This is a genomic window from Embleya australiensis (assembly GCF_051903075.1).
Classification (GTDB): domain Bacteria; phylum Actinomycetota; class Actinomycetes; order Streptomycetales; family Streptomycetaceae; genus Embleya.
In genome coordinates, this window is sequence record NZ_CP182422.1 from 472,678 (window position 1) to 497,519 (window position 24,842).

The 24,842-nt window shown below is 72.6% G+C and carries 24 protein-coding genes; 16 read left to right on the top strand and 8 right to left on the bottom strand.

The features are described 5' to 3' along the window. Window positions 1–7: 7 nt before the first annotated feature. On the bottom strand, window positions 8–1,069 hold the full coding sequence (locus tag ACMXN5_RS01895; protein WP_439673692.1) for an ATP-binding protein: 1,062 nt from the start codon (window positions 1,067–1,069) through the stop codon (window positions 8–10). 220 nt (window positions 1,070–1,289) lie between these two features. Between ACMXN5_RS01895 and ACMXN5_RS01900 the strand changes: the two genes are divergently transcribed. After that, window positions 1,290–2,087, top strand: a complete 798-nt coding sequence (locus tag ACMXN5_RS01900) for an arylamine N-acetyltransferase family protein (protein WP_439673693.1) — start codon at window positions 1,290–1,292, stop codon at window positions 2,085–2,087. A 291-nt stretch (window positions 2,088–2,378) separates the two neighbouring features. Further along, window positions 2,379–3,536: a hypothetical protein gene (locus ACMXN5_RS01905; RefSeq protein ID WP_439673694.1), complete on the top strand. Its 1,158-nt coding sequence runs from the start codon at window positions 2,379–2,381 to the stop codon at window positions 3,534–3,536. Window positions 3,537–3,588: 52 nt separating this feature from the next. Here the strand turns inward: ACMXN5_RS01905 and ACMXN5_RS01910 are convergent, their stop codons facing one another. After that, window positions 3,589–3,966, bottom strand: coding sequence for a DUF952 domain-containing protein (locus ACMXN5_RS01910; RefSeq protein WP_439673695.1), 378 nt, complete (start codon window positions 3,964–3,966; stop codon window positions 3,589–3,591). Window positions 3,967–4,188: 222 nt separating this feature from the next. Between ACMXN5_RS01910 and ACMXN5_RS01915 the strand changes: the two genes are divergently transcribed. Beyond that, complete coding sequence (locus ACMXN5_RS01915) at window positions 4,189–5,073, top strand: class I SAM-dependent methyltransferase (RefSeq protein ID WP_439673696.1); 885 nt, start codon at window positions 4,189–4,191, stop codon at window positions 5,071–5,073. A gap of 21 nt (window positions 5,074–5,094) precedes the next feature. On the opposite strand, the gene ACMXN5_RS01920 is transcribed toward ACMXN5_RS01915, so the two are convergent. Beyond that, window positions 5,095–6,678: an MFS transporter gene (locus ACMXN5_RS01920; protein WP_439677929.1), complete on the bottom strand. Its 1,584-nt coding sequence runs from the start codon at window positions 6,676–6,678 to the stop codon at window positions 5,095–5,097. 244 nt (window positions 6,679–6,922) lie between these two features. On the opposite strand from ACMXN5_RS01920, the gene ACMXN5_RS01925 reads away from it, so the two are divergent. After that, on the top strand, window positions 6,923–7,864 hold the full coding sequence (locus ACMXN5_RS01925; protein WP_439673697.1) for a TetR/AcrR family transcriptional regulator C-terminal domain-containing protein: 942 nt from the start codon (window positions 6,923–6,925) through the stop codon (window positions 7,862–7,864). A gap of 34 nt (window positions 7,865–7,898) precedes the next feature. Here the strand turns inward: ACMXN5_RS01925 and ACMXN5_RS01930 are convergent, their stop codons facing one another. Continuing rightward, window positions 7,899–8,327, bottom strand: a complete 429-nt coding sequence (locus tag ACMXN5_RS01930) for a response regulator (protein WP_439673698.1) — start codon at window positions 8,325–8,327, stop codon at window positions 7,899–7,901. 253 nt (window positions 8,328–8,580) lie between these two features. Here ACMXN5_RS01930 and ACMXN5_RS01935 point away from each other — a divergent pair, with 253 nt between their 5' ends. The 7 genes from ACMXN5_RS01935 (at window position 8,581) to ACMXN5_RS01965 (ending at window position 15,259) form a co-directional block, all read left to right on the top strand. After that, window positions 8,581–9,213: a class I SAM-dependent methyltransferase gene (locus tag ACMXN5_RS01935; protein WP_439673699.1), complete on the top strand. Its 633-nt coding sequence runs from the start codon at window positions 8,581–8,583 to the stop codon at window positions 9,211–9,213. Window positions 9,214–9,336: 123 nt separating this feature from the next. Then, window positions 9,337–10,113, top strand: a complete 777-nt coding sequence (locus ACMXN5_RS01940) for an SGNH/GDSL hydrolase family protein (RefSeq protein ID WP_439673700.1) — start codon at window positions 9,337–9,339, stop codon at window positions 10,111–10,113. Between the two features lie 122 nt (window positions 10,114–10,235). Continuing rightward, entirely contained in the window at window positions 10,236–11,081 is an 846-nt protein-coding gene (locus ACMXN5_RS01945) for a siderophore-interacting protein (protein ID WP_439673701.1), read from the top strand. A gap of 227 nt (window positions 11,082–11,308) precedes the next feature. Next, window positions 11,309–12,769, top strand: coding sequence for a M1 family metallopeptidase (locus ACMXN5_RS01950; RefSeq protein ID WP_439673702.1), 1,461 nt, complete (start codon window positions 11,309–11,311; stop codon window positions 12,767–12,769). 169 nt (window positions 12,770–12,938) lie between these two features. Next, window positions 12,939–14,198 carry an MFS transporter gene (locus ACMXN5_RS01955; RefSeq protein WP_439673703.1) on the top strand — a complete coding sequence of 420 codons (1,260 nt, stop codon included), beginning with the start codon at window positions 12,939–12,941 and terminating at the stop codon, window positions 14,196–14,198. 74 nt (window positions 14,199–14,272) lie between these two features. Next, window positions 14,273–14,764 carry a TetR/AcrR family transcriptional regulator gene (locus ACMXN5_RS01960; RefSeq protein WP_439673704.1) on the top strand — a complete coding sequence of 164 codons (492 nt, stop codon included), beginning with the start codon at window positions 14,273–14,275 and terminating at the stop codon, window positions 14,762–14,764. Window positions 14,765–14,833: 69 nt separating this feature from the next. After that, complete coding sequence (locus ACMXN5_RS01965; RefSeq protein WP_439673705.1) at window positions 14,834–15,259, top strand: YchJ family protein; 426 nt, start codon at window positions 14,834–14,836, stop codon at window positions 15,257–15,259. Between the two features lie 46 nt (window positions 15,260–15,305). Here ACMXN5_RS01965 and ACMXN5_RS01970 read toward each other — a convergent pair whose 3' ends face one another. Then, window positions 15,306–16,133 carry an MOSC domain-containing protein gene (locus tag ACMXN5_RS01970; RefSeq protein ID WP_439673706.1) on the bottom strand — a complete coding sequence of 276 codons (828 nt, stop codon included), beginning with the start codon at window positions 16,131–16,133 and terminating at the stop codon, window positions 15,306–15,308. A gap of 87 nt (window positions 16,134–16,220) precedes the next feature. Here ACMXN5_RS01970 and ACMXN5_RS01975 point away from each other — a divergent pair, with 87 nt between their 5' ends. Next, on the top strand, window positions 16,221–17,843 hold the full coding sequence (locus ACMXN5_RS01975; RefSeq protein ID WP_439673707.1) for an acyl-CoA dehydrogenase family protein: 1,623 nt from the start codon (window positions 16,221–16,223) through the stop codon (window positions 17,841–17,843). Between the two features lie 85 nt (window positions 17,844–17,928). Then, window positions 17,929–18,591, top strand: coding sequence for an HAD family hydrolase (locus ACMXN5_RS01980; RefSeq protein WP_439673708.1), 663 nt, complete (start codon window positions 17,929–17,931; stop codon window positions 18,589–18,591). A 70-nt stretch (window positions 18,592–18,661) separates the two neighbouring features. Here the strand turns inward: ACMXN5_RS01980 and ACMXN5_RS01985 are convergent, their stop codons facing one another. Beyond that, on the bottom strand, window positions 18,662–19,354 hold the full coding sequence (locus ACMXN5_RS01985; RefSeq protein WP_439673709.1) for a TetR/AcrR family transcriptional regulator: 693 nt from the start codon (window positions 19,352–19,354) through the stop codon (window positions 18,662–18,664). Between the two features lie 200 nt (window positions 19,355–19,554). Between ACMXN5_RS01985 and ACMXN5_RS01990 the strand changes: the two genes are divergently transcribed. Continuing rightward, window positions 19,555–21,162 (top strand): MFS transporter, encoded by a 1,608-nt coding sequence (locus ACMXN5_RS01990; RefSeq protein WP_439673710.1) that lies wholly within the window; start codon window positions 19,555–19,557, stop codon window positions 21,160–21,162. Between the two features lie 528 nt (window positions 21,163–21,690). Here ACMXN5_RS01990 and ACMXN5_RS01995 read toward each other — a convergent pair. Beyond that, window positions 21,691–22,566, bottom strand: a complete 876-nt coding sequence (locus ACMXN5_RS01995) for a phosphotransferase family protein (RefSeq protein WP_439673711.1) — start codon at window positions 22,564–22,566, stop codon at window positions 21,691–21,693. A gap of 177 nt (window positions 22,567–22,743) precedes the next feature. Here ACMXN5_RS01995 and ACMXN5_RS02000 point away from each other — a divergent pair, with 177 nt between their 5' ends. Then, window positions 22,744–23,694, top strand: coding sequence for a hypothetical protein (locus ACMXN5_RS02000; protein WP_439673712.1), 951 nt, complete (start codon window positions 22,744–22,746; stop codon window positions 23,692–23,694). Between the two features lie 18 nt (window positions 23,695–23,712). Here the strand turns inward: ACMXN5_RS02000 and ACMXN5_RS02005 are convergent, their stop codons facing one another. Continuing rightward, window positions 23,713–23,979, bottom strand: a complete 267-nt coding sequence (locus tag ACMXN5_RS02005; protein WP_380000608.1) for a helix-turn-helix domain-containing protein — start codon at window positions 23,977–23,979, stop codon at window positions 23,713–23,715. A 47-nt stretch (window positions 23,980–24,026) separates the two neighbouring features. Between ACMXN5_RS02005 and map the strand changes: the two genes are divergently transcribed. Beyond that, window positions 24,027–24,794, top strand: coding sequence for a type I methionyl aminopeptidase (gene map, locus ACMXN5_RS02010; RefSeq protein ID WP_395786958.1), 768 nt, complete (start codon window positions 24,027–24,029; stop codon window positions 24,792–24,794). Window positions 24,795–24,842: the final 48 nt, after the last annotated feature.

Below are 24,842 nucleotides of genomic sequence, written 5' to 3' on the forward strand. Positions count from 1 at the left end.
GGCCCGTTCAGCGCCGCGCGCCGACCAGGCGCGGCAGGTCGCGGGCGGCTTCGAGCAGGAACCACGCGGGCAGCGGCTCGGCGCCCTCCCGGTCGTCGGCGATCACGAGTTGGGCCATCTCCAGGGAGATCTCGGCGAGTTCGGCCAGGAGCCTCTTGGCCCGGAAGGCGAAGTCGCGCAGCGCGGGCGAGACGTGCCGGCGGTCGGCCGGGAGGTCCTTGGCCAGTCGCGCGCGGAAGCTCTCGACCAGGAAGTAGAGCAGGTCCCGGTCGGCGGGCGCGGCCGGCCAACGCGCGTCGCCCTTGAGGATGGCGTCCAGGCCGTAGGCGTTGCGCACGGTCTTGAGGAAGCCGAGGAACGCGGCGGCGTGGGTGGGGGTGAGCGTGCCGTGCGCGAGCAGTCGCACGTGTTCGTCGCCGACGTCGGGGCCGAAGGAGTACAGCCCGTCGGAGAGCATGTGCCACGCGCGCGGCGTGGAGAACGCCTCCTCGGTCTTGGGCGGAGCGCTCCACAGGTGGTCGGGTCGGGCCCGGATGTGCTCCAGGATCCAGGGGTGGATGCCGTTGACGCCGGCCCAGCCGAGCCAGTCGTCGACCGAGGCGCGCAGGTGTACGTGCACCAGGCGGTTGATCAGCGCCGAGGACATCGGTCGGGCCAGCGCGTTGTCGCTCGCCCGGTTGCCCGCGCCGATCACCACCGACCCGGCGGGCAGCGTGTACGAGCCGATCCGTCGGTCCAGGATCAGCGAGTAGAACGCCTTCTGTACGTCCGGGGAGGCGGCGTTGAGTTCGTCCAGGAACAGGCAGTACGGCTCGTCCCGGGCGATCTGCTCGAACGGGCAGAACCGGCTGCGGCCGGCCACGATCTGCGGCACGCCGATCAGGTCCTCGGGGGCGAGCTGAGTGCCGAGGAGCGACACGCACTCCAGGCCGATCGAGGCGGCGAAGTCGCGTACGAGCGACGACTTCCCGATCCCGGGAGCGCCCCACACGAAGACCGGTCGCACCAGCGCGGTGTGCAGCAGCACGTCGGGCAGTGCTGCGGGGGTGATCGTGTGTGCGGCCTGCACGGCGACCTTTCGGCGAGGGATGGGGGGTGCCGGAGTCGGGCTGCGGCCCTCGCATGATGCCGCCGCGGGGCCGGGCCTGTCGTGCGAATTTCCGTGCCCCGCACGGCCGCTCGCGCCGCTGCGGGGGAAGGCCGACCCGGGCCGGCGGGGCCGATCCCCGCCGGGCATGCTGAGGCTCGGCCGCAGTCGGCCGGTACCCCGCACACAGCCCGGAGGCACGGTGAACCCGAACCGCATCGACAGCTACCTGGCCCTGCTCGGCGTCCCTCGCCCGGCGTCCCCGAATTCGCGGACGTTGGCCGAGTTGCAGTGGCGGCACCTGCTGACCGTCCCGTTCGAGAACCTGGACATCCACCTGGGTCGCCCGCTCTCGCTCGACGAGGACACGCTGCTCGCGAAGATCCTGGATCGGCGGCGTGGCGGCCTGTGCTACGAACTCTGCGGTGCGTTCGCCGTGTTGCTGCGCGAACTCGGCTACCGCGTCACCCTGTTGTCCGCGTACACCTACGGCGACTCGGGGCGGGTGGGGATCCCGTTCGACCACCTCGCGCTGCGCGTCGACCTGGAGTATCCGTGGCTGGTCGACGTCGGTTTCGGGCGCTTCACCCACCACCCGATACGGCTGGACCTGCGGACGGACCAGGTGGACCCGGGTGGGGTGTTCCGGATCGTCGACGGCGAGTACGGCGAGGTCGACATCCTGCACGACGGCAAGCCCGCGTACCGCCTGGAGCCCCGCCCGCGCGTGTCGGGCGACTTCGTCACCGGGTGCTGGTGGCACCAGACCGCGCCGACGTCGCGCTTCACCCGCGCCCCGGTGTGCTCGCTCGCGCTCCCGGACGGACGGATCACCATCTCCGACCGCACCCTGATCCGGACCACCGGCACCGACCGCCACGAGGAGCCACTCGTCGACGACGCCGCCCTCCTGGCCGCCTACCGCGAGCACTTCGGCATCACCCTGGACCGCGTTCCGGGCCGGCCGACGAACCCGCCGATCCCCGCCGCCACCCCCTGACCACCGGTCGGCCGCGCGCTCCGCGGGGGGCGCGGCCGACCGGTCCCTGTGATCGGCACCACAGGAAATCCCGGGGGCTCACCCGTTAGATCGCCTCCCGCTCGACGCGTCTAGTCACCAGTGGGTTCGGCCGCCGCACCCGCGCGCCGAGCCAACCCGCCGGTCCCTCCGGCCCCGAGCCCTCGTTCGCCCCGATTTCCTTCGCGCTCCTCCTCCGTCGGGGCGCCGACGGTGAGGTCAGCCATGCCCGAAACGAGCTACGAACCGGTTGTTCATCCGGTCGTGCGAGCGATGCCCACGGGCATCCCCACGCCGACCGCGCCCCGCCGACCGCGCCTGTCCGCGCCCGCGCGCCGGGTGCCGCTCCTCGTGGCGTGCGTCGCGCTGGCCGCGTACACCGGGATCCGGGCACCGAGCGCGTGGACCGCGACATTGCAGTCGATCTCGCTCCAGGACGGCTTCCACCGGCGGTTCGTGGTCGGCACGGTGCTGCATCCGGTCGCGGAGGCGACGGACTACCCGTACGCGCTGTTCGCCGGCACGTCGTTTGTGATCCTGGCCGCGCTGCTCGCGGTCGTCGTGGTCGCGGCGGCGCGCACCCGGCTGCCGGCCCGGCGGGCCCTGGTGGCCGGGTGGCTGGTGCTGCCCACCGGCGGCTACCTCTTCCACGAGGTCGGCTACTTCGAACAGCTGCTGTTCCTGGCCCTGTTCGGCGCGTGGTGGCTGCTCGTCCGGGGTCGCGTGATCGCCGCCGCGCTGGTGATGGCGGTCGCGGTGTGCGTGCACGAGATCGCGATGCTGACCGTGATCCCGCTGTTCACCCTGCTGGTGGTGGACCGGCTGCCGATCCGCAGGGCGGCGGCCGTACTGCTGCCCGCGGTGCTCGTCGGCGGCACGGTGCTGTTCGTCTCGCCGGCCGCGGACGGGGCGGCGCCCGGTTTGCAGGCTCGGCTGCGCGAGGGCGGATTCCCGGCCCGGGCCGACGTGTTCGAGATCTTCGGCCGGACGCAGGCGCAGAGCCTGCGGATGTACGAGCCGTTCGAGGTGTTGTGGTTCCTGGTCCCGCTCGCGGTGATTCTCACCGCGGCGCTGGCCCTGGCGTTCGCCGGGGGCACCGTGGTGGGGCCGCGCCGACTGCTGGCGATCGCGGCGGCCGGCGCACCGCTGGTGGCCGCGTTCGCCGGATGGGACACCCACCGCTGGGCGTTCCTGCTCCTGGCCAACACGGCCGTGGTGGCGTGGTGGTGGCTGGGGCGGGAGCGGCCCGATGCGGCGCCGTCCCGGGTGCGCTCACGCCACCGGACACTGGTGGCCGCGGCACTGCTGTGCGTCCACGTACCGCTGGCCTACTTCGACAACTTCGCCCCCCGCGAACTCACCGGCCCGGGAATCCGCACCTTCGTCGACGACACGACCTCCGGCAACCTGCTGCGCACGCCGACCCGATGACGGCAACCGAGCCCCGCGGCCTCCGCGCCTCCCGGCACAGGCCGTCCGGCGGTCAGTGCCCGTGGCCGGCCAGTGCCGCGAGGACCCCCTCGGCCACGTGGTCGCCGTCGGGGGTCGCCGGCAGGTCCAGGGGAGCGCTCCAGAGCGCCGCGGCCGGGTCCACCACGCCGTACACGTGCGGGAACAGCGCGCCGCCGCGCGAGGGTTCCCAGCGCAGCGCCGCACCCAGGACGGCCGGGTCCAGTGCCACCAGGACCAGATCGTCGCGGCCGGCGAAGTGCCGCCGGGCGGTCTCGGCCACCTGCGCGCCCGTGGACAGGTGCACGTAGCCGTCCACCAGGTCGATCCCGGACCCCGCGAACCGGCCGGCCCGCACCGCCTCGGCCCACTCGTCGGCGCCGACCAGCTTGTAGACGATCTCCTCGCTCATGCCCCGACCCTAACGCCGCGCCGCCGGGCGGCCGGTCACCCGGCCCCGGCCCGCCGGCGCACGCGGCGCGGGTCACCGATCCGGCGCGCCGCCGGGAACGCTCGCCGATCGTGGATTACCGCGGCCCTTCGCCGACGTTGTGTCCCTCACACGCAGGACACGGCAGACGACGGACCCGGCCAACCGCGGCGACGGTAGCCCAGAACTCGGGAGACGCACCTGATGACCACCGACCCCCGCACCGACCCCCCGGGGCCGGACGCGGGCCCGCTCCTCGAACGTGAGGCCGAGCTGCACGCCCCCTTCCTGGAGGAGGCCGCCGCACGGCTGCGCGATCTGGCGCTGTACGGCGACCGCACGCTGACCCGGGTGGACCGGATCCTCGATCTGGGCGGCGGCCCCGGGGTCGCGTCCTGCCTGCTGGCCCGCTACTTCCCCAACGCCGACGTGATCGCCGTCGCGCCGAACCCCGCCCTGCTGGCCCGCGCCGGCGCCCGCGCACACCGGGAGGGCCTGGGCCACCGGGTACACACCCACCACGTCGAGCTGCCCGCCGACCTGGACACCCTGGGCAGCGCCGACCTGATCTGGGCGGGCGACGTGGTCCACCACCTCGGCGACCAGCAGGCCGCGCTGGACGCCCTGGCCCGGGTCCTTCGTCCCGGCGGGATGATCGCGATCGCCGAGCGCGGCCTGTGCACCCGCTTCCTGCCCCGCGACATCGGCATCGGCCGCCCCGGCCTCCAGGCCCGGCTCGACGCCGCATACGAGGACTGGTTCGCCGAGCTGCGGGCGAGCCTGCCCGGCGCCCGGGCGGCGGTCGAGGACCGGCCGGCCATGCTCGCCCGCGCGGGCCTGGTCCCGACCGGCACCCACTCGTTCCTGATCGACCTGCCCTCACCGCTGGACGCCCTGCCGCGCGAGCACCTGCACGCCGAACTCACGCACCGCCGCGCCTTGTTGGCCGACCGCCTGGACGCGGAGGACCTGGCCACCCTCGACGCCCTGCTCGATCCCGACACGGACACCGGCATCCTGTGGCGCCCGGACGCCTTCTACCTCGCCGCGACCACGATCCACACCGCGCGCGCCTGCCCGCGCCGCTGAGCCGACGACCGAGCGCCGGGGTCAGCGGGCGTCGACCGGCACGTCGACCGCGGGCGCGTCGGCGAGCGCCGAAGTCGCCTCCCCCGCCCCGGCGTCGGCCACCGGCACCCCGCGCAGGAACCGCGCGCAGTAGCCGGCCCCGATCACCATGACCACCGCCGCGCCGATCGCCGCGGCGTTCATCCCGTCGCAGAACGCGTCCCGGGCCGTGTCCAGCAGGGTCCGCCCCGCGTCCCCCGACAACCGGGCGGCGGTCGCCTGCGCCCCACCCAGGGTCTCCCGCGCCGGGCCGGCGGGACCGGTGTCGGCCATCGCCCGGTGGTAGACCGCGTCGCCGATCGTGCCGAGCAGCGCCATGCCGAGCGCGCCGCCGAGTTCGCTGCCCGACTCCAACACGGCGGAGGCGGAGGCGGCCCGATCAGCCGGCGCGACGCCCATCGCCATCTCGGTCACCTGCGTCATCACCGCGACCACGCCGGCCGCGTACACCGCCGCACCGCCGAGCAGCAGTGCGAGCGAGGAGTCGGGTCGAGCGGTCGCCAGCACCGCGAACCCGCCGATGGCCACCGTGAAACCGCCGCTCATCACCCAGGCCCGATCGATCCGCCGGGCCAGCACGGTGGCCACGGGCGTGGCCACCGCGACCGCCAGCGACGGCACCAGGCTCCACAGCGCGGCGCGCAGCGGGCTCATCCCGAGCACCGACTGGAGGTACTGCGTGGTGAAGATGGCGAATCCGACGATCGCGAACATCGACATCACATTGGCGAACACCGCCCCGCCGAACGCCCGCATCCGCAACAGTTCCAGGTCCAACAGCGGATGCTCGGCGGTGAGTTGGCGCCGTACGAAGAGCGCGCCGACGATCAGCCCGAAACCGATGCTCGCGATCGGCAACGTCTGTGCCCCGGACCGGGCGATCTCCTTGATCCCGTACACCACCGGCAGCAGCGTGCCGAGCGAGAGGACCGCGCCGATCAGGTCGAACGACCCGTGTGCGACGCCGCGATGACGCGGGACGAAGACCGGGACCAGGATCAGCAGGATCGCCATCGCAGGCACGTTGATCAGGAAGATCGAACCCCACCAGAAGTGCTCGACGAGCACACCGGACAGGATCGGCCCGAGGGAGATGCCGCCGGTCATCACCGCGGTCCAGATCGCGATCGCCGTCCCGCGCTGTTTGGGGTCCACGAACATGGTGCGGATCAGCGCCAGCGTGGACGGCATCAGCGCCGCCCCGCCCACCCCGAGCAGGGCCCGTGCGGCGATCAGCGTCTGCGCGTCGTGCGCGTACGCCGCGAGCAGCGACGCCCCGGCGAACAGCCCCGCTCCCACCAGGAGCAGCCGCCGCCGACCGATCCGGTCGCCGAGCGCGCCCATCACGATCAGCAGGCCGGAGAGCACGAACCCGTACATGTCCAGGATCCACAACTGCTGCGTGCCGGTGGGCTCCAGCGCCCGGCCGATGAACGGCACCGCGAAGTAGAGCACCGACACGTCCATGCTCACCAGCAGCAGCGGCACCAGCAGGACGGCCAGCCCGACCCACTCCCGCCGCCCCGCCGACGGCGCCGCCCCCGGCTCTTTGGTCGTCTCGTCGATCGCCACTGGATCTCCCCCATTGTTCGCACTTGTTCGCACTGTCGCGCCGCACTGCATCCGTACGGCGTACGCTCCGCCGCGTACAGAGTAAACACACCGTACGCAGCACGACAACAGCCGGATATTCAGTGGAAATAAAGGCTTCATCAAGTAGTGCACCGAAACTAGTGCACCAATCCGGCGGCAAGGGTGCCCTATAGTGCACTGACCAGGACAGGGAGTACCGACAGCCCGGGAGGCCCCGATGCCCCGCGACGTCACGCCCTCGATCCGGATCGCCGACGAGCTGCGGCGGCGGATCGAGACGGGCGAGCTGCGTCCCGGCGATCGGGTGCCCTCCACCCGGGCGATCACCGCGGAGTGGGGTGTGGCCATGGCCACCGCCACCAAGGCGCTGACCGTGCTGCGCGAGGCGGGACTGGTCCGGGCGGTGCGCGGGGTCGGCACCGTGGTCGCCGACCACCCCGATGCGCCGCGCGCCCGGGTCCGGGCGATCGCCGTCCCGCCCACACACCCGCCGCGCACCGACGCCGAACTCACCCGGGAGCGGGTGGTCGCGGCCGCGATCGCCATCGCCGACGAACGCGGCCTGGCGGCGGTGTCGATGCGGCAGATCGCCGCCGAGGTGGGGGTGGCTCCGATGAGCCTGTACCGGCACGTGCCCGGCAAGGAGGACCTGCTCACCGCGATGGCCGACACCGTGTTCGCCGGGGCGCCGCTCCCCGCCGGGGAAAGCATCGGCTGGCGGGCCCGCCTGGAGACCTCGTGCCGGATGCAGTGGGCGATGTACCGCCGCCACCCGTGGCTGGCCCAGGTCATGTCGATGACCCGCCCGCTGCCGACGGTGCGCGGCATGCGGCATGTGGAGTGGGCGATGGCCGAGTTCGAGGGGCTGCCGACGGGCGTGATGATCCACATCGCGGTGACGATGCTCAACTACGTACGCGGCACCGCGATCAATCTCGCCGGCGAATCCGAGGCCGAACGCGCCACGGGCGTGTCCAGCGAGGAATGGATGCAGGCCCAGGACGAGACCCTGGACCTGATCCTGGCCGGCGGCGACTTCCCAATGTACTCCGCCGCGTTGACCGACCCCGACCTGGAACTGAGCCTCGAAACGTTGTTCACCTTCGGGCTGGACCGCCTCCTGGACGGCATCGCCTGCGTCATTCCCGCGAGCGGGTGAGCGCGCCGCGCCGGCACGGCGGGCGCGCCCGCGCTCACCCGCGCGGCAGCGTCACCAGGCTCAGGAAGAACTCGTCGATCCCGCGCACCGCCTCCAGGAACGACTCCAGCTCGACCGGCTTGGTCACGAACGCGTTCGCGTGCAGGTCGTAGCTGCGCCGCACATCGTCCGGCGCGGCCGAGGTGGACAGCACCACCACCGGGATCGTCCGCCACCGCTCGTCGGCCTTCATCGCCGACAACACCTCACGACCGTCCATCCGCGGCATGTTCAGATCCAGGATCACCAGATCCGGCCGCTCATGCGTACGCAGCCACTCCAGCGCCTCCATACCGTCCGCGACCCGACACAGGGTGTGCCCTCGTTCCCGGTCCAGCAACGCCTCCTCGATCATCAACGCGTCGCCCGGATCGTCCTCCACCAGCAACACCGTCGGCGTTCGTGTCATCGCGGTCTGGCTCATCGCACCACCTTCGGATCACGGCCACGGCCGACCCTCGACCGGACCGACACCCATCCATCGAACTCGGCGCGCACGCACCACCGACCCGCCTCCGAAGGCTAACGCCTCCGGTCCACCGATACGGAGAGCACACCGGTACCGCCCGTCCCGGTCCTTGACGCATATCACGCGATGGCCCATCGTGGGGCGTCGGTCACACTCGGCAACCGGGCGGAGGCGCGAACCGGTGCTCTGCGAACCAGGGGGAACCGCCATGCGGATGAACACGGTCGAGAAGATGGTCGTGGCCAGTCCACTGCGCCGGGGCCCGCAGATCTGGTACGAGACACCCCTGCTGCTGCGCCTGGGCGGCCGGCTCGACCCGGGCGCACACGCGCTGGAGATCGGCTGCGGCACCGGCCGGGGCATCGAGCTGATCCTGAACCGCTTCGGCGCCGCGCGGGTAGACGGCATCGACGTCGACCCCGACTCGCTCGCCCGGGCCCGGCGGCGCTGGCACGGCAACAGCCGGGTCGCCATCGTCCAGGGTTCGGCCACCGACCTGCGCACCGCGGTCGACGCGGCGGACGCGAGCTACGACGCGGTCTTCGACTTCGCGATCGTGCACCACATCCCGGACTGGCGCGCCTGCCTGGCCGAGGTGGGCCGGGTGCTGCGCCCGGGCGGCCGGTTCTACTTCTCCGAGATGACCGCCCGCGCACTGGCCCGCCCCACCCTGGCCCGCCTGTTCGACCACCCCACCGAGGACCGCTTCGACGCCCACGACTTCCTCACCGAGCTCCCCCGACACGGCCTCGACGTCATCGGCAGCAAATCCCTCCTCGGCGACTACTTCTTCGGAGTGGCCCAACGCCGCCCAGAAAGGCCCCAAGGCCGACAGGCCTGACCGGGCCCGGCCCGACGCATCGAAACCCCAGCGCATGGACGCAACGCAACGGGCGAAGCGGGCGGGTACACCAACCCAACCCGACCAAAGCGCAACCGCAACCCGCACTAGGCTCGTCAGGCGATGCTCAACACACACCCCACCTTCGAAACCTTCGTCGCGGTAGGCGACTCCTTCACCGAGGGCATGTCCGACCCGGACGCCCACGGCAACTACCGCGGCTGGGCCGACCTCCTCGCCGACCGGCTCGCCGTCGACACGCCGACGCTGCGCTACGCCAACCTGGCCGTGCGCGGAAAGCTGATCCGGCAGATCGCGGACGAGCAGGTCGACACCGCCGTCGCGCTCGACGGCGCGCTGATCAGCCTCGCCGGCGGCCTCAACGACGTGCTGCGCCCGCGCTGCGACGTCGGCGCGGTCTGCGCGGTGTTCGAGCAGGCCGCGGCCAAGCTCGCCGCCGGCGGTGGACACCTGGTGCTGTTCCGCAGCACCGACCCCACCCGCCGACTGCGCTCCTCCGCCCGGCTGATGCCCCGGATCGAACGCCTGGTGGAGTTCGTGGACACCGTCGGCGCCCGCCACGACGCCACCGTGGTCGACCTGTTCACCGCGCGCGTCTTCGACGATCCCCGGATGTGGGCGGACGACCGGCTGCACCTGTCCACCGAGGGGCACCGCCGGGTCGCCGAGGCCACCGCGCAGGCGCTCGGCCTGCCCGGCGACGACGACTGGCGCGCGCCGCTGCCCGCCGCCGCGCCGCGCACGTGGGGCGACCGCAGGCGCGCCGACGCCCGCTGGGCCCGTACCCACCTCGGCCCCTGGCTGGCCCGCCGCGCCACCGGTCGCTCCTCCGGCGACGGCCGCGCCCCCAAGCGCGCCGAACTCACCCCGTGGCGATAGCGCGTGTCTTCAAGCCCCGCCGCGAACCTTTCCGGCCCCGGGCGACCGACGGCGCGCACGTCAGGTTAGGGTTACCTAACAAACACACGCCGAGTCGCACAGTGCAGGCGAGGAGAACCCCCATGGCGGACAGCCCGGCACGCAAGCCCCGCAAGCTGATCGAACTCGAGGTACGCAGCACCGAACAGGTCGGCCCGCACCTCATCCGGATCGTCGCCGGCGGCGAGGGCCACCGGAACTTCACCGACAACGGCTACACCGACGCCTACGTCAAGGTGCTCTTCCCGCTGCCCGGGGTGACCTACCCGGAGCCGTTCGACATGGAGGTCATCCGCGCCGAACTCCCGCGCGAGGACTGGCCGCGCACCCGTACCTACACGGTGCGCGCGAACGACCCGGCGGCCGGCGAGCTGACCATCGAATTCGTGCACCACGGCGACGAGGGCCTGGCCGGCCCCTGGGCGGCGCGCGCCAAGCCGGGTGACACGCTGCGCCTGCTCGGCCCCGGCGGCGCCTACGCGCCCGACCCCGAGGCGGACTGGCACCTGTTCGTCGGCGACGAGAGCGCCTACCCGGCGATCGCCGCGTCGATGGAGCGGCTGCCCGCCGCCGCCCGGGCGATCGCGCTCCTGGAGGTGGGCACCGCGGCCGAGGCGCCCACCGGCATCCTGCCCGCGACCCACCCCGACCTGGACCTCGACCTCACCTGGATCACCCGCGACGCCGGCCCCGGCCTGCTCGACGCGCTGCGCGCGCTGGAGTTCCCGACCGGCCGGGTGCACGCGTTCGTGCACGGCGAGGCCGGCGTGGTCAAGGAACTGCGCCGACACCTGGTCGACGAGCGCGGCGTCGACCGCGCCGACATCTCCTTCTCCGGCTACTGGCGCAAGGGCCGCGACGAGGACGGCTTCCAGGCGGACAAGGCCGCCGAAAAGGCCGCCGAACGCGCCACCGAACAGCGCGCCTGAACCCGTCCCACCCCCCGGGCGGTCCGGGCCCGCACCCACCCCCGGACCGCCGCCGCGCCCCGCCGACACCCGGATCGAACTCCCGGGCCGGCAACGGCCGCACGGCGGTCGGGCCGACCCCGGCCCGACCGCGGGCGCGTGCCGCTCGGGCGAACTGCCGGGCCGGCCGGGTGAAACCACGCGTGGGGCACTACCGCGGGCGATCGAGCCGGCACAGGGTGGTGCCCATGAGACGTCCACCCCACACCGTCACATCCCTGATCGCCCTCGCGACCGCCCTCACCCTCACCGCGGCCGTCGCCCCAGTGGCCCACGCCGACGACGCCCGGCCCACCCCGGGCGCACCCGGGATCGGCGATCCGCTGTTCCCGCTGAGCGGCAACGGCGGCTACCGCGCCGACCACTACACGCTCGCCTTCGACTGGCAGGCGCCCGGCGCCGCGTTCCCGGCCGTCACCACCATGGAGGCCACCGCCACCCAGGCGCTGTCCCGGTTCGACCTCGACTTCGCGGGCAACACCCTCGGCCGGGTCACCGTCGACGGCCGCCCGGCCGAAACCCGCCGCGACGGCGACGAGTTGGTGATCACCCCGGCCCGCCCGCTGCGCAAGGGCCGCCCGTTCACCGTCCGGGTCGAGTACACCGCCGACCCCACCCAGCAGCGCCACCGCGACGACGCCATCGATACGTTCGGCTGGATCCCCACCCCGGACGGCACGGTGATCTACCCGCAGCCCGACGGCGCCAAGATGATCTTCCCGAGCAACGACCACCCGAGCCTGCGCACCCGCACCACGGTCGAGATCACCGCGGCCGACGACCTCACCGCGCTCTCCAACGGCACCCTCGTCCACAAGCGCCCGGCCGCCCCCGGCCGCACCCGCTGGACCTACGACAGCCGGCAACCGGTGGCCGGCCAGCTCTTCCAACTCGCCGTCGGCAAGTACACCCTGATCGATGGCAAAGCCGCCGACGGCACCCGGCTGCGCGACGCGATCCCGCCGGACCTGGTCGACCAGGTCGAGCAGTACCGCTCGCTGACCCCGCGACACCTGGCCTGGGTGACGGACAGGCTCGGCCCGTACCCGTTCGACAGCTACGGCCTGCTCGTCGCGCACACCGACCTCGGCGTCGCGCTGGAGACCCAGGGGTTGTCCCTGCTCCCCAAGGGCGACCTGCTCGGCGACAAGATCAACGCCGAGCGCAACATGGTGCACGAGCTGGTGCACCAGTGGACCGGCGACAGCGTGGCCATCGAACGCTGGTCCGACCTGTGGCTGAGCGAGGGCCACGCCCGCTACTACGAGCGCGTCTACAGCGAGGAGAACGGCGGCGCCGACATGGAGGCGCTGATGCGCGAGGCGTACCGGCAACACGACATCTGGCGCCGGGACACCGGCGCGCCGGCCGAGCCCACCGAGCCGAACCTGTTCAAGCGCATGCGCTACGACGGCTCGGCGCTGGTCTTCTACGCGCTGCGTACCGAGGTCGGCGCGGACACCTTCGCCCGGATCGAACGGGCCTGGACCACCCGCTTCCGGGGCCGCGCCGCAAGCACCGCCGACTACGTGAAGCTGGCCTCCCAGGTCGCCCACCGCGACCTCGCCCCGTTCCTGAACCCGTGGCTGTACGGCGCCAAGACACCGCCGATGCCGGGCCACCCGGACTGGACCGTCGACCCGGCCTGACCGCGCGATCCCGACATCCCGGGCGCGGCGGCCGACCACCGCCGCGCCCGGGCCGGTTCGGCGTGCTCCCGCGCGAAACAACCCCGGGAAAGCAACTTTGCCGACCGCCTCTCCCGTGATAGAAACCGGAACGAACGTCCCACTTTATTTTCTATCGACGGGAACTCCCGTGCGTAACCCCTACCGAGACATCTTCACCGCGCCCGGCGCCAAGGGATTCTCGGCGGCCGGCTTCATCGCCCGCATGCCCATCTCGATGACCGGCATCGGCATCGTCACCATGCTCTCCGAGTTGCGCGGCGAATACGGCCTGGCCGGCGCGGTGGCGGCCACCTTCGCACTGGCCACCGCGCTGATCGCGCCGCAGGTGTCGCGGATCGTGGACCGCTACGGGCAGGGCCGAATACTTCCGCCTGCCACCGCCGTCAGCGTCTTCGCGATGGGCGCCCTCCTGCTGTGCGCCCGCTACGAGGCTCCCGCGTGGACCCTGTTCGTGTGCGCGGTGCCGGCCGGCTGCATGCCCAGCATGGGGGCCATGGTCCGCGCCCGCTGGCTGGTCCTGTACCGCGGCTCCGCGCACCTGCACACGGCGTTCTCGTTCGAGTCCGTGGTCGACGAACTGTGCTTCATCCTGGGCCCGATCATCGCCGTCCAGCTCTCGGTGTCCGTCTTCCCCGAGGCGGGGCCGCTGGCCGCGATCGTCTTCTTCACCGTCGGCGTACTGCTGTTCACCGTGCAGCGCGGCACCGAGCCCCCGCCGCACCCGCGCACCGCCGGCCCGACCAGGTCGGTCATGCGGATCCGGGGGCTCCAGGTGCTCGTGGTCACCCTGATCGCGATCGGCGCCATCTTCGGCACCGTCGACGTGGTCACCATCGCCTTCGCCGAGGAGCACGGCCAACGCAGCAACGCCAGCTTCGTGTTGGCCACCTACGCGGCCGGCTCCTGCATCGCCGGGGTCGCGTTCGGCGCGTTCAAGTTCGCCGCCCCGCTGCCCCGGATGTTGCTGATCAGCGTGGGCTGCACCGCCGTCACCATCCTGCCGCTGCTGCTCGTGGGCAACCTGCCCGCACTCGCGGCGACCGTGTTCGTCGCGGGCATGTCCATCTCGCCCACCATGATCCTCACGGTCAGCCTCGTCGAGCGCCTGGTCCCGCCCGCGCGGCTGACCGAGGGCATGACCTGGACCACCACCGGCATCGGCATCGGCGTGGCCGCCGGCTCCTCGCTGTCCGGTCTGGTCGTGGACCACTTCGGCGCCCGGGCCGGCTTCGGCGTCGCGGTCGGCGCGGCCCTCGTCGCGGTCGTGATGGCGCTCGGTGGATACCGTGTGTTGCGGCGGACCGCCCCGCGCGTGGTCGGCACGACCGTCGCGCACGGCGGCTCGCTGCCCCAGGCCACACCCGTACGAGAAGGTGAGTCCCACTGACCGAGGAAGCCGTCGACGGCCGGCGGGCCAAGGGCGAACGCCGGCGCCGCGCGCTGATCGAGGCCACCCTGCGGGTGGTCGAGCGGGACGGCGCCGCGGGGGTCAGCCACCGTTCCGTCTCGCGCGAGGCGGGCCTGCCCACCAGCGCGTCCACGTACTACTTCGCCGGCGTCGACGACCTGCTCACCGCCGCGCTCACCACGTGTATGACCGAGGACGCGGTGCACATCCGGGGGCTCGTCGACACCCCGGGCGACCCCCGGCGCGCGCTGGCCGAGCACCTGCGGCACATCTGCACCGCCCCCGGCCGACTTGTCGCCGAGTACGAGTTGTTCCTGCTCGCCGCCCGCCGTCCGGAGTTGCGCGAGTCGACCGACCACTGGACGGCCGCCGTCACCGACTTCGCGCTGCGCTTCAGCGGCGATCCGGTCCGGGTCCGGGTCTTCGTCGGCGCGCTGGACGGGCTGCTCATCCAGGCCCTGCTCACCGACGCGCCGCCGAGCACCGACGAGTGGGAGGCGATGATCCGCGACCTGCTGCCGGGCCCCTGCCTGGGGCCCGCCTGACGCCCCGCGCGATCGGCGCGTGGTGCGGTCGCCGGCTACCCCGCCCTCCGCATGGGCCAGAATCGGGTCATGTCCCGACGCACCTCGCGGCCCCGACCGGACGCCGTCACCACCGCCTCGCCCTGCCCCTGCGGCCTGTCCGCGACCTATGGCGCGTGCTGCGGCGCCCGCCACGCCGGGTCCCCCGCGCCCACCGCCGAGTCGCTGATGCGCTCGCGCTACAGCGCCTTCGTCGTCGGCGACGAGCCGTACCTGCTGCGCACCTGGCACCCGGACACCCGGCCGGACCGGGTCGGCCTCGACGACCGCACCCGCTGGCTGGGCCTGGAGGTGCACGGGAGCACCGACGGCGGCTCGTTCCACCAGGAGGGCACGGTCGAGTTCACCGCGACCTACCTCGAACGCGGCAACCGGGGCGAGGTGCACGAGCACAGCCGCTTCGTCCGACACGAGGGCGCGTGGGTGTACGTCGGCCCGCTGCCTCCGTCGGCGTAGTTGCGTAGTCAGGGCCCCGAGCGGTTCGCGCACCGCCCGGGTCCGGCTACAGCTCCGGCTCGCCCCACTCCGTGACCGTGAGTTCGTCGCCCACCGCCACCTTGCCGGGGCGCAGCACGGCGAACTTGCCGCCGAAGGCCACCCCGCCCTGCGGCGCGCGGCGGTATCCGGCGAAGGTGCGCAGCGGTTCCGGGCCGGCCTTGGCCCCGGTGCGCTGGTCGACCAGGGTGACCGCACATCGGATCGCAAGCTTGGCGTAGCCCAGTTCGGCCTCGCCGAGCGTGAATCGGCGGATCCGGTCCTCGGTGTGCGGTTCGGCCCAGCCGTCCACCACGACGTTCGGCCGGAAGCGGTCCATCGGCAGCGGCGCCTCCCCGCGCTCGGCCAGGCGTGCGTGCAGCAGTGCGAGCGAGGCGCGGGAGAGCACGTGCAGGGGCGAGCTGTCCGCGTAGCCGCAGGTTCCCGGTATCGCCCCGTCGGTCACCCGGTCGTGCTCCGGCGGCACCCGGACCAGGCGGCTCGGCACGCCGAGCGCGGCCGACAACCACGCGGCCGGCGCGTCGCCCTGGTCGATGCCCCGATAGGGATGGCCGAACAGGTCCACGTCGCGGCGCGGGCCGTCGGTGTCCACCTCGATCGCGACCGGATCGGCGTCCGGCCGATGCAGGATCAGCCGGGTACCGTCGGCGTCGATCTCCGGTCGGATCGACGCCAGGCGCGGATCCCGTCGCTGGGTGCGGAAGACGCCGTCCGGATCGGTCACCATGAAGGTCCGGTCGTGGGCGAGCCCGGCGGGGGTGAGCAAGGCGCGCTCCACCGGGATGCCGGCGCAACCCTTGACGGGGTAGTGGATGAGTTCGACTACGGAGACCATCGCCCGAGCCTATCGACGGCCGCGACACGTGCGCCGAGCGGCCGCGCGACCTTGTTACCGACGCGTAGCACTGCTTGACTACCGGACATGTCGACGCACGAGGTCACCAATCAGGTCCCGGCTTTGACCGCGCGGGAGGCCGCCGCCGATCCGGCCCTGTTCGAGGCGCTGCACCGCGAGCGGGCGGGTTGGGCCGAGGCCGAGGTGCGCGAGCTGGGCCTGCGCGCGTGGGACGAACCGGCACAGGAGTGGGGCCGGTTGGCCAACGAGCACGAGCCGATCCTACGCAGCCATGACCGCACCGGGCACCGCATCGACGAGGTCGAGTTCCACCCGGCCTGGCACGAGTTGATGACCGTCGCGATCGAGCACGGCCTGCACGCGAGCCCGTGGCAGGACGACCGGGTCGGCGCACACGTCGCGCGCGCGGCGAAGTTGTACGCGTGGGGTCAGGTCGAAGCGGGGCACATGTGTCCGCTGTCGATGACCTACGCGTCGGTGCCGGTGCTCCGGGTCGAGCCGGAACTGGCCGAGCGCTACGAGCCGTTGCTGGCGGCGCGGACGTACGACTTCGGGTTGCGCGAGCCGACCGCCAAGCGCGGACTGCTCGCCGGCATGTCGATGACCGAGAAGCAGGGCGGCTCCGACGTACGGACCAACACCACGATCGCGGCTCCGACGGCCGACGGGTCGTACCGGCTGACCGGGCACAAGTGGTTCACCTCCGCCCCGATGTCCGACCTGTTCCTGACCCTGGCCCAGGCCCCCGGCGGGTTGTCCTGCTTCCTGGTCCCCAGGGTGCTCCCGGACGGCACGCGCAACACGTTCCGGCTGATGCGGCTCAAGGACAAGCTCGGCAACCGTTCGAACGCGTCGGCCGAGATCGAGTACGAGGGCGCGTACGCCCGCCTCGTCGGTGCCGAGGGCGAGGGGGTGCGGACCATCGTCACCATGGTCAACGCCACCCGGCTCGACTGCGTGATCGGCGCGGCCGTCGGGATGCGGGTCGGCGCGGTCCGCGCGGCGCACCACGCGGCGCACCGGTGGGCGTTCGGCGCGGCGCTGATCCACCAGCCGCTGATGCGCAACGTGCTGGCCGACCTGGTGATCGAGTCGGAGGCGGCGACCACGGTGGCGATGCGGCTCGCGGGCGCGGCCGACCGGGCGTTGTGCGGGGATCCGGCCGAGGCGGCGTTTCGTCGGATCGCGGTCGCGGTGTCGAAGTACTGGGTGTGCAAGCGCGGTCCGATGCACGCGGCCGAGGCGTTGGAGTGTCTGGGCGGCAACGGCTACGTCGAGGAGTCGGGGCTGCCCAGGCTGTACCGGGAGGCGCCGCTGGTGTCCATCTGGGAGGGCTCCGGCAATGTCGCCGCGCTCGACGCGTTGCGCGCGATGGCCCGCGAACCGGCGTGCGTGGACGCGTACTTCGCCGAGATCGACGCGGTCGCCGGGGCGGATCGCCGACTCGACGCGGCGGCCGCGGCGCTGCGCAAGGAGTTGGCCGATCCGAGCGAGGTGGAGTTCCGGGCCCGGCGACTCGTCGAGTCGATGGCGGTACTGCTCCAGGGCGCGCTGCTCGTGCGGTACGCGAACCCGGCGGCCGACGCGTTCTGCGCGACGCGGTTGGCCCGCGAGGGCGGCCACGCCTTCGGCACGCTCCCGGCCGGCACCGACACGGCGCCGCTGCTGGCCCGGGTCCCCGGCGCGTAGCGCAACGGGAACGGGGACAGCGACGGGACGGAGACGGGGACGGGAACCGTGACCGGAACGGAACCCACGCCCTATGCTCCCGTTCATGATCAACTCTGTCGGACTTGTCATCTTCGACTGCGACGGCGTCCTCGTGGACAGCGAGCCGATCGCCATCCGGGTGCACGTGGCGCTCGGCGCCGAGCACGGCTGGCCGTTGACCCCCGCCGACGTGATCGAGCGGTTCGTCGGCCGCTCGTCTACGGCGATCGCCGAGCAGATCGCCGAGCGGGTCGGGCCGGACGTGGCCGCCGAGTGGACCCGGGGCTTCGAGGCGCGGCACCGGGACGAGGTCGAGGCGGGCCTGAGTCCGGTCGAGGGCATCGAGTACGCCGTGGACACCCTCGCCGACCTGGGCCTGCCCACGTGCGTGGCCTCCAGCGGCAGCCACGACAAGATGGCTCACACCCTCGGCCGAACCGGCCTGTACGACCGCTTCGCGGGCCGGATATTCAGCGCGACCGAGGTCGCTCACGGCAAGCCCGCCCCCGACGTCTTCCTCCACGCCGCGGCCCGGATGGGCGTCGCCCCGGAACACTGCGTCGTGGTCGAGGACAGCCTCAACGGCCTACGCGCCGCCCGCGCGGCAGGCATGCGCTCCTTCGCCTACGCGGGCGACCTGATCCCCCCGCACCTGCTGGAGGGCCCGACCACCACGGTCTTCAAGTCGATGCGAGACCTGCCGGCCCTGATCACCGACACCCCCTGACCCACGACACGGGCGGCCCACCGAGGGCGGTCGGTGGGGGCGGCCGGTGGCGGCGGCTGCCCGCTCCGGGTCAGGCCTGGTTGGTCGCGACCACTCGGGCGACCACCTCGACCGCCCGGGCGGCCGGTACGCCGAGAGCCACCAGCGCCGCCACCGCTTGGTCCTCGGCGGTTACCACGATGTCCGCCTCGGCTGCCTGGAGGAGCGCGACGCACATCCCCTCCAGCGCGAGCGCCAGCACCGACGCGGGCAGATGGTCCGCGAACACGCCGCTGCGCTGGCCGGTCGCGATCAGCTCGATCGAGCGCTCCCGGACCGGTGCCAGCATGGCCGGGATCCCGCCGTCCTCCAGGTTGCGCTGGGCAAAGCTGATCAGCAGCCGATAGCGCTCCCCGCCCTCCCACGCGGCGAGATCGAACCGCGCCACCGCCTCCTCGGGCGAGTCGCCCGCACGCCGCGCACCCTCGACCGCGGCCAGGATGTCCCGCCGCGCCTCCTCCGCGAGCCCGGCGACCAGCGCCTCCCGGCTCGGGAAGTGCCCGTACACGGTGCGCCGCACCACTCCCGCCGCGCGTGCGATGTCGTCCATCGACGCGTCGGCGTCGCGGATCAGTTCGCCGCGGGCCACCGCCAGGATCCGCTCCCGGTTCGACTGCGCGTTGCGCCGACGCGGCGGCGTACTCGCGGCGGCGGGCGCCGCGGGCGCGTCGCCGACCGCTGCGGCACCGGCCGGAATCCGTGCGGCGCCCGGTTTCGTCTCCATCGCGCGTTCCTCCCTGGGGTGACCTGGAGCCTGCCAGAGATCCGGCCCCGTCGGCACCGACACTCCGCTCCGACGCGGCGAATCGCCCGATTCACCCGACTCGTTCCACAATATTTGCACAGCCGTGTGCAATCAACTAAGTTGCACATCGTTGTGCAATTACTGCGGCTGCGCCGGCCGCCTGCTCCGAAAGGCGTTCGATGTCCGTCTTCGCCACCACGCCGGTCGATCGCATGGACCGGCCGTACACCCGCCGCTGGTGGGCCCTGGGCGTGCTCTGCCTGAGCCTGCTGATCATCGTCATGGCCAACACCTCGCTGATCGTGGCGGCCCCCGACATGACCCGGGACCTGGGCCTGTCCAGCCGCGACCTGCAATGGGTGATCGACGCCTACACCGTCCCGTACGCGGCGCTGATGCTCGTGCTCGGCGCGATCGGCGACAAGTACAGCCGCCGCGGCGCGCTCATCACCGGCCTGGTGGTGTTCGCCGCGGGCTCCGTCGCCGGTTCCCTGGTGCACTCGACCAGCGGCGTGATCATCGCCCGCGCGGTGATGGGCCTGGGCGCCGCGGTGATCATGCCCGCGACCCTGTCCCTGCTGGTCGCCTCCTTCCCGCGCAGCGAGCGGGCCAAGGCGATCACCGCGTGGACCGCGACCTCGGGCCTGGCGATCGCACTCGGCCCGCTGATCGCCGGCTGGCTCCTGGAGCGCCACGCGTGGGGCTCGACCTTCCTGATCAACGTGCCCGTCGCGCTGATCGCCGTGGTCGCCGCGCTGTTCGTGGTCCCGCCGTCGAAGGCGCACGACTACGGCCGGCTCGACCTGGTCGGCGGCGCGCTGTCCATCGTCACGCTCGGCTCGCTGGTGTACGCGATCATCGAGGGCCCGCACTTCGGCTGGGGCACCGGCCCGGTGACCGCGCTGGTCCTCTTCGTCCTGGGCCTCGGCTCGTTCATCGGCTGGGAACTGCGGCACCCGCGCCCGATCTTCGACCTGCGCAAGTTCGGCGAGCGGGTCTTCTCCGGGTCGATGCTCGCCGTACTGCTGTTCTTCCTGGGCACCTTCGGCGCGATCTACTTCCTCACCCAGCACCTCCAGTTCGTGCTCGGCTACAGCCCGCTGGAGACCGGCGTCCGACTGCTGCCGCTGGCCGGCGCGGTCTGCCTGGGCGCGATCGCCACCGGGCAGCTCACCCCGCGACTCGGCATGCGGGTGACGGTGACCGGCGGGATGGCCCTCGGCACCCTCGGGGTACTGCTGATGACCCGGGTCTCGGACGGCTCCGGCTACACCGACTTCCTCGCCCCGCTGCTCCTGCTCGGCCTCGCGATCGGCCTGAGCGTGTCGCCCTGCACCGAGGCGATCATGGGCTCGTTCCCGGAGAACGAACTGGGCGCGGGAGGCGGCGTCAACGACACCGCGGTGGAACTCGGCGGCGCCCTCGGCATCGCGATCCTGGGCTCGGTACTGGCCACCTCGTACGAGTCGGAACTGACCAAGGCCGTAGGCGGCAAGCTGCCCCCGGAGGCCATGAACGCGGCCCAGGACTCCATCGGCGGCGCGCTCGCCGCAGCCGAACAGGTAGGCCATGTAGCCGGCCCCCAACAGGCCCAAGCCCTGGTCCAAGCCGCCGACCACGCCTTCACCCAGGCGGTGGCCCACACCAGCCTGATCGGCGGAATCATCCTGGCAACAGGCACAATCCTGGTCGCCCTGATCCTCCCGAACCGAACCAAGCAACCCCAAAAGCAGGAAGCCCCCCAAGAAACCCAATCCCCCAACCCCACAAAACAGCCGGTCGCCTAACCCCGACACCACAACGCGACCGGGGCCGAGAGCCGGAACGCATGGCGACCGACGCGGAGACCCGAGGTCGCGACGCGAGCGGCGCGAACAGCGGGTGTTGCAACGCGAACGGGGCGAAGAGCCGGAGTCGCAACGCGAGGGAGGCGGGAAACCGGAGTCGTGTTCGCGGCGTTGCTTCTTCCTGGGCGCTGCGCGCGTCGATCTCCAGGGGCGGCCCGAGTCGGGGGCGCTGACGCGCCGTGGGGGCGCGCGTGGGGTGGCGGGGGGTGCTTGGTCGCGGGGCCGGGTTGGCGTCGTCGATGCTTCGAAACCCCAGCGTGTTCGCCCGAGGCAACGGGTGGAGCGGGTGGGTGCACCGACCGGACTCGGCCAAAGCGCAACCGCAGCGAGCGCGGTGGTCGGCGTCGAGACCGACGGCGAAGCCGCCCGCACAAGGCCACGTCGGGGCCGGCCGGCCCCCCGCGCGCCCAAGGCGACAACCGCACCCGACTCAGGCCGGCCAAACCGCCGCGCCGCGCCCTGTCCCGCTCACGTCCGTCCCACCATCCTGACCGCCCGCCCCACCCACGCCTCGAAGCGTTGCCATTCGACCAATTCGTCGCCTGTGCGCGGCTCCGGCCAATCCAACAGCGCGTCGCCCGCATCGAGCAGGTCCCAGTACGGATGGTGCTCCGCCGCACGACCGGACGCCTTCGCGTACGCGGGCAAAAACTCCTCCGCCACGGCCACCCCGTGGCTGAGTGCCAGGTTGAGCCGCATCCGGGCCAGGTCCACCCCGCGCGGACCGACACAGCCCGTGGTCCAGTCCACCACGCCGCCGATCTCCTCGCCCAGCCACAGCAGTTGCCCGCCATGGAAGTCCCGGTGGATGAACCCCGGCTCGGCCGACGGCGCTTCCTCGGCGAGCGCAGCGAACATGCGCTGCCACACGTGCGGCCGCGTGGTCCACGCCGGTACCGTCCGCGCTCCGTCGACCGCCGGATCGTAATAGGTGGCGTATTCCACCAAATCCGCCCCGCTCGCATCGACCGCGTGGATCGCCGCCAACACCTCGGCCGCCCGGCCCAGCAGCACGGCCGGGTCCGCCGGCGGGTCCACCGCACCCGGCACCCGCGTGGTCAACAGCGCCGGCTCCGCCCCCACCAACCGCGCCGCGACCAACTCCGGCGCGGGCACTGGCGTTTCGGCGAGCAGACGCAGTGTGCGGGCCTCCTGCTCGGGCCGGTACCACGGGTCGCGGGCGAGCCGCTCCGTATCGTGGAAGACCCGCAGAACCAGATCGCCCACCGTGTAGAGCCGGTTGGCGCCGACTCCCATGGGCTCGACCGGCAGATCGCCGACGATCTCCCGCAACCACGCAAGCGTTTCGGCATTCGGCATCGGTTCGGACACGGCCACGGACACGGATCGGGCTCCTGTTCGGCGACGGATTCACTCGCCGGCGGTCACCGGCGCGGCGCCGCCCGACGACAAGCCTGCCAGGTACTGCCTCCCTCCATGAACTTCACACATGTTGACTTCAAGGCCCCTCGCCAAGATGACTTGGGCAAGCCTTACTTCGCCACGATCCCGGGGGGCCGCATGCCCAAGGACGCACATACGGATCCCGCCGCCGGCACCACGCATCCGACCGACACGACCGACGCCGACTTCGTCCTGGTCGAACGGCGGGCGGCGGCCCCGATGTTGGACCCGACCCTGTTCCGGATCCCGACCTTCGTCGGCGCGTTGTCGATCTCGTTCCTGTCCCGCTTCGTGACGGTCGGCTCGTCGGTGTACTTCCTGCTCTACTTCCAGGGCGTGTTGGACCTGTCGCCGCTGGAGTCCGGGCTCCTCCTGCTGCCGATCTTCGTCCCGCAGTTGTGCCTGGGCCTGGTCGCGGGCCGGTTGCAGGGGCGCTTCGCGGCGGCGCACATCATCGCGGCGGGCTTGCCTCGCGCTCGGCGTGCTGCTGATGGGCCTGGCGTTCGCCCCCGACGCGTCCTGGCCGGCGCTGCTGCCGGGCCTGTTCGTCTGGGGCGTCGGCGGTGGCATCGCGTCGAGTCCGGTGATGTCGAGCGTCGCCCTCGCCCCGGCCCTGATCCGGCAGCACGATCTGCACCTCGCCGACGACGAGGGACAGCCCCGGGGCAAACGAGCGCGGCCGCCTATCCTGACCCCATGTCCACCGGCCCCACCCGCAAGCGCCCCACCCATCGCGGCGGGCGGCCCACCCTCACCCGCGAGGGCATCGGCCTGGATCCGGCGACCGCGAACCGGATCTTCCGCGAACTGGTCCTGCGCGTCTCGGCCTTCGTCCGGCTCAACGACGCGTGGCACGACGCACCGCCGGCCGGCCTCGACCCGCCGACCTGGGACGCCGCCCCCGCCGCCTGGCTCCCGACGGACCCGCCCGCCGACCCGCCCAGCGATCTACCCACCACCGCCCGCATCGCCGCGACGGCCCCGGTGGACTCGGTCGACGAACAGTTCGCCTTCACGATCGACCTGCTCGTACAGAACATCGAAACGCTGCTCCGCCCAGCGCACTGAGCAGATCCAGGCGCAGATCTAGGCGGAAAGCGCGTCCGGATCGGGGATCGCGCACACCGCCGCGACCTCGTCCAGCGACAGTCCCAGCTCCAGGGCCAGCGCCGCGATCGTGAAGAACGCCGGGGTCGGCGCCCGGCCGGTCTCGATCTTGCGCAGCGTCTCCGGCGACAGTCCGGCCGCGACGGCGACGTGGCCGATGCTGCGTTCGCCGCGCGCGCCGCGCAGCAGCGCGCCCAGTTGCAGGCCGCGCGCTCGTTCCAGTGGGGTCAGCGGGGTTCGCACCATGACCGTGATACTAATACCGGTATAAGAATTGGTCGAGGAGGGGACCCATGGTCGAAATCAAGACCCGAGCCGAAATAGCCGCGATGCGCGAGGCCGGGAGAGTCGTGGGACAGGCCCTGGAGGCGACCCGCAAGGTCGCCGCCATCGGCGTGTCGCTGAAGGAACTGGACGAGGTCGCGCACACGATCCTGCGCGAGGCGGGGGCGACGTCCCCGTTCCTGGGCTACCAGCCGTCGTTCGCGCCCGTCCCGTTCCCGGGCGTGATCTGCGCGTCGGTCAACGACGCCGTGGTGCACGGCATCCCGACCGACTACCGGCTGCGCGACGGCGACCTGGTCAGCATCGACTGCGGCGCGACCCTGCGCGGTTGGACCGGCGACGCCGCGATCACCTTCACCGTCGGCACGCCGCGCCCGAAGGACCTGACGCTGATCGCCGACACCCGGCGCGCACTCGAAGCGGGCATCGCGGCGGCCGTACCCGGCGGCCGGTTGAGCGACATCTCCGCCGCGATCGGCGCGGTCGCCCGCGGGGCCGGCTACGGCATGCCGCGCGACTGGGGCGGCCACGGGATCGGCCGCACGATGCACGAGGACCCGCACGTACAAAACGAGGGCCGTCCCGGACGCGGCATGGCGCTGCGCCCCGGCCTGACCCTGGCCCTGGAGCCGATGTTGCTCGCCGGCGGCAAGGACGCGTGCTACACCGCCCGGGACGGCTGGACGTTCCACACCTCCGACGGCTCCCGCGCCGCGCACATCGAACACACCATCGCGATCACCGAGGACGGCCCGCAGATCCTGACCCTGCCCTGAACCCACGCCCCCGGAGCCCTCGGCCCCGCCCGGGGGCTCCCGCGCGAG